Source organism: Acidimicrobiales bacterium (assembly GCA_036273495.1).
Taxonomy (GTDB): Bacteria; Actinomycetota; Acidimicrobiia; order Acidimicrobiales; family JAJPHE01; genus DASSEU01.
This window is the reverse complement of record DASUHN010000372.1, coordinates 1-4,537: the sequence shown is the minus strand read 5'-3', so window position 1 is coordinate 4,537 and position 4,537 is coordinate 1. Positions and strand designations below refer to the sequence as shown.

Genomic DNA, 4,537 nt, shown 5'->3' with positions numbered 1-4,537 from the left:
TCTCCAACGCCATCAAGTACAACCGGGACGGGGGGGCGGTGACGGTCACTGCCGAAGCCGTCGGAGCGGATGTGCGCATCACCATCAGCGACACCGGACGCGGCATCCGCCCCGAGGAGATGGTCCGGCTGTTCACGCCGTTCGACCGGCTGGGCGCCGAGGCCGACGGCATCGAGGGGACGGGGGTCGGTCTGGCCTTGTCCCGGGCCCTGGCGAGCGCCATGGGCGGGACCCTCGACGTGGAGTCGACCTTCGGGCAGGGCAGCAGCTTCTGGGTGCAGGTGCCCGCGGCCGAGGGCCCGATCGAGCGCTACGAACGGCTCCAGAGCGACCTGGGCGAGAACGACGGCCCGGCCGAAGGGCCGGCTGGCCACCGCATCCTCTATATCGAGGACAACCTCTCGAACCTCCGTCTGGTCGAGCGGGTGCTCTCGCGGTTCGGTCAGGTCGAGCTGCTGTCGGCCATGCAGGGCCGCCTCGGGCTGGAGCTGGCCCGGGAGGCGCTTCCGGAGCTGATCCTGCTCGACCGGCACCTCCCCGACATGAACGGGGACGAGGTCCTGCGCCACCTCCGGGAGGACCCGGCCACCGCCTCGATACCCGTGGTCATGCTGAGTGCCGACGCCACGCCGGGTCAGGCCGAACGCCTGCTCGCGGCGGGGGCGGACGCCTTCCTGACCAAGCCGCTCGAGGTGGGCGAGCTGCTCGAGCTGCTGACCGAGAAGCTGTTCGCGCCCACCAGCGGCTGAGCAGTCGTTTGGGGGCGGACCGACCGGCCCGCCCGCCTCATCGCTCGGACCGGAGGTCCCGGATCCAGTCGTCGACGGTGACAACCGCGGCCTGTCGGGGGAAGACCTTCTCCATCAGCACCCGGTGGACCTCGGGGTCGCGGTCCGAACAGCCGTCCTCGAGCACGGTCAGGCCGTAGTCCAGATCGGCGGCCTGCCGGAGGGTCGACAGCACCACCCCGCTGGTGGCGATGCCCGCCAGCACGAGGGAGTCGACGCCCCGGGAGCGCAGCACGACCTCGAGGTCGCTTCCGGTGAAGGCGCTGACCCGCTTCTTGAGGACGACGACGTCGGCCGCCTGGGGCGCCACCGCCGGGTGGACCTGCGTGGCCGGATCGGCCTCCCCGAAGCCCGAGGCACCGGCGATGGCGGAGAAGGCGCGGTTGTTCGGGCTCACCTCCGGGGCGCCGGCTCTGAACGCCACCCGGACGTAGATCACCGTCACCCCCGCCGTGCGAGCAGCGGCGACGGCCCGGCCGAGGGCAGAAAGAAGGTCCGGGGACTCGGCGGCGAAGCGCTCGACGACGCCGACCTGGACGTCCATGACCAGAAGGGCGGTCGTGCTGGTGGACATGGAGGTCATCCTGGCCCACCTGTCGGACCGCACACCAGCGCGCCTTTCCCGCACGACAAGAGGGGCCCGGGCGCAAGGCCCGGGCCCCCCACACTGCTGTTGTGCGATGGTGCGGCTACGACACCCCGAGGAGCGTCTTGGCCTGCTGCATCGCCGAGTCGCTGACCGCCGCCGGGCCACCGAAGATCACGATGCCGGCGCTCATCCCGGGCTTGATGCTGTTGAGGTACTGGCTCACGACCGCCGGGATCGACTGGGGATCGGTGAGCAGCATCGGCCACCCGGCGGCCAGGTAGGGGCCGGCGGTGAGAGCGTCGGGGAAGTCGAGGCCGGTGGCCATCCCCGCCCCGGTGGGGTTGGAGAAGAAGGCCTGGGCCACCATGACCGAGGTGCCGTAGCGGTCGGCCCCGACCAGCTTGGTGGTGGCGGAGGGGTAGGCATTGGCTGCAGGGCCACCCACCGCGACCACCGGGGCCCCGCTGTGCGAGGTCAAGAAGTCGGTCGTGGCGCCCGGCATCGTGGTGCCGTCGGTGAGGGCAATGACCGTTCCGGCCGGCCCGCACGCCGCAGCGGCGGAGACGGCGTCCGGGAAGTTCGTGCCGTCGGCCAGGAGGACCTTGGTGACCGAGCCGATGCTGCTGGCGATGTCGGCGGCGGTGGCGAAGCGGTCCGCCCCGCCGATGCGGTCGACCGTGTAGCCCATCTTGGTGACGGCGTTCTCGACGTCAGTCGACAGCGCCGCCGTCTGGCCCAGGAGGTAGACCGTCCCGCCCGGCAGGAGGACCCGGGTGATCTCCGCCGCCGTGCGGGCGTCGAGGCTCGTGGGCGCCGTCAGCAGGATGGGGGCGGTCGTGTTGACGGCCAGGGGGGCGGCCGCCAGCGAGTCCGGGAACAGGTCCGACCGGGCCAGGATCACTGCTCCGGCCGTGCCGTCGCTGTAGTCGGCCTGCGAGGTCAGGATGGCGGTGTGGATGCGGTCGGTTCCGCCGACCCGGAACACCCCGGCGCCCTGGGCCCCGCCGGCGCTGCCACCGGAGCCGTCGGTCGAGCTGCCGCCCGTCGAGGAGGTGCCCCCGCCGGGGGTGGGCGGGTTGGAGGAGCCGGACGAGCCCGAGGAGCCCGCCGCGGCGGTCGAGATGGTGAAGCACTGGCCGGGATCAGAGGTGGTGCCGTTGTCGTCGGCGCCCGTGTAGTGGGCGTTGCCCGAGTAGTAGGCGCTGAAGCACCACGTGGCCGAGGATCCGGCCGCCGGGGCGGGCGGGGTGAAGGAGAGCGACGTTGCCGTGGCACCCGGGCTGCTTCCCTCGGGCGTTCCGGAGCCGCTGGAGCACGGGCCGTTGAGCTGGCACACGAAGAACGAGATGCTCGCACCGGTCGCGGCGTCGCCGTTGGTGCCGGTGAAGGTGGCTCTGTCCGTCACGGCCGTGGGCGTGGTGAGGGGGCCGGCGGACGAGAGCTGGGCCGTGAGGCTGCCCGGCAGGGGAGTGGCCGGGTTGGCCGAGCTCACCGACGACCAGGTGTACGAGTCGCTGTCCCCGTCACCGTCGGTCACGGTCACGACCAGCGGGCCGCTGCCGGAGGGGGTGAAGGTCAGAGCCGACTCGTGCTGGGTCGTCTTGGACACCGACCCGCCGCACGTGTCGAGGGCGGTCAGGCTGCTGACGGTCGAGGCGGCCGGGGTGATGGGGGTGAAGCTCTGGCCCCCGTCGACCGAGTAGGCGGCCGAGGTGACGGCCGAGTCGTCGTCGTAGTACAGGGTCATCGCCGTGCCCGCCGTCGGAGCGGGAGCGGTGCCCGAGTAGTACAGGAGCGTCTCGCACGGGCCGGCCTTGGCGGCCTGGACGGCGAAGTTGGAGGAGCTGGCGGTGTTCCCGGCGGCGTCGGTGACCTTGATCGGGTAGTTGCCGGCGGCCAGCCCGGACGGGACGTTGAGGGTCGTGGTGGCGGCGCCGGTGGCGCTGGTCGTGCCGCCGGAGGTGATGCTGGCCGGGGTGCCGTTCATCGAGATCGTCAGGGCGGAGTTGGCGGCGAAGTGGCTCTCGGTGATCTTCACGCTGGTTCCCGCGGCGCCCTTGTTCGGGGTGGGGGCTCCGACCGTTGCGCCGGCGGCGAAGGCGGGTGCCGCGGCCACCAGGCCGCCCACGCCACTGATCACCACTGCGCTCACGGTCACTGCTGCGGTGGTCGAGAGGACGCGACCGACCAGACCCTTCGATTCCATGTGGCTCTGCTCCTGGTGAAGATGACGGCGCCCGGTGGCGAACGCCTCGTATCAGCAGGAAACCACGGGAGGGGGGCGCCCCGTACCCGGCGATGCGCCGGTCTCGGGGGGCCATTGGTCTGATCAAGTCGGCGGCCCAACGGCCGGAGGCGGCCGGTTTGGGAGGGTTTGACCGCATTGCGGGGGACCGGAGGTCTGACCTCTCAGCCCCCGCGCCCGCCTGGGGCGGTCGCTCCGCGCCTCAGGTGTCGAGGACCTCCGCCGCCGCCCGCCAACCGGAGCGGATGGCGCCGTCGATCGACCCGTGGGAGGCGGTGGAGGTCTCCGTGCCCGCCCAGTGGACGGCCCCGAACGGCTCCCGCAGGAGGTGGCCGAGGCGGGTGAGGACCCCGGGAGGCAGGTGGGCGAACGAGCACCCCCGCGTCCACGGCTGCTCCCACCACGACGTCTCGACGAAGTCCTCGGGCGAGGCGGCGCGTGGCCCCAGCCGCCCGGCCAGGGCCTCGAGGACGAGCTTGCGCCGGTCGTGCTCGGGCATCCCGGCCGCGTCGCGCGCCACGTGGGCGAAGGTGAAGCTGGCCAGCACCCCCGGGGTGCCCGACGGGGGTGAGGCGTCGATGGTCACCTCGGCCAGCGAGCCGGGCTCGGCGGTCTGGCCGCTGAAGCCCTCCTTGCGCCAGAACGCCTCGTCGTAGACCACGAGCGTCTTGGTCTCCCAGCCCGCCACGGCGCGCTCGTACAGCTCACCCCTGTCAGGAGGCAGCGGGGGATCGAACGCCATCTCCCGGGCCAGCGCCGGCGGCACCGCCACGATGACGCGCCGCGCCCGCACCGACGTGGCCTCGGACTCGACCGTCACCGCCCCGTCCCCCTGGGTGATCGATCGCACGGGCTGGCCCAGGCGGATCCGGTCACCCAGCCCCGCCGCCACCCGCTCGGCGAGGGTCCCCATCC

4 protein-coding genes are annotated in these 4,537 nt (G+C 72.6%); 1 reads left to right on the top strand and 3 read right to left on the bottom strand.

Going from position 1 to position 4,537, the window contains the following annotated elements:
• On the top strand, positions 1–749 hold a 749-nt coding region (locus tag VFW24_16135), incomplete at its 5' end, for an ATP-binding protein (GenBank protein HEX5268297.1).
• Between the two features lie 37 nt (positions 750–786).
• Here VFW24_16135 and VFW24_16130 read toward each other — a convergent pair.
• The 3 genes from VFW24_16130 to VFW24_16120 form a co-directional block, all read right to left on the bottom strand.
• Positions 787–1,362 (bottom strand): isochorismatase family cysteine hydrolase, encoded by a 576-nt coding sequence (locus VFW24_16130; protein ID HEX5268296.1) that lies wholly within the window; start codon positions 1,360–1,362, stop codon positions 787–789.
• Between the two features lie 115 nt (positions 1,363–1,477).
• On the bottom strand, positions 1,478–3,583 hold the full coding sequence (locus VFW24_16125) for a cell wall-binding repeat-containing protein (GenBank protein HEX5268295.1): 2,106 nt from the start codon (positions 3,581–3,583) through the stop codon (positions 1,478–1,480).
• 241 nt (positions 3,584–3,824) lie between these two features.
• The coding region (locus VFW24_16120; GenBank protein HEX5268294.1) for an FAD-dependent oxidoreductase at positions 3,825–4,537 on the bottom strand (713 nt) is incomplete at its 5' end.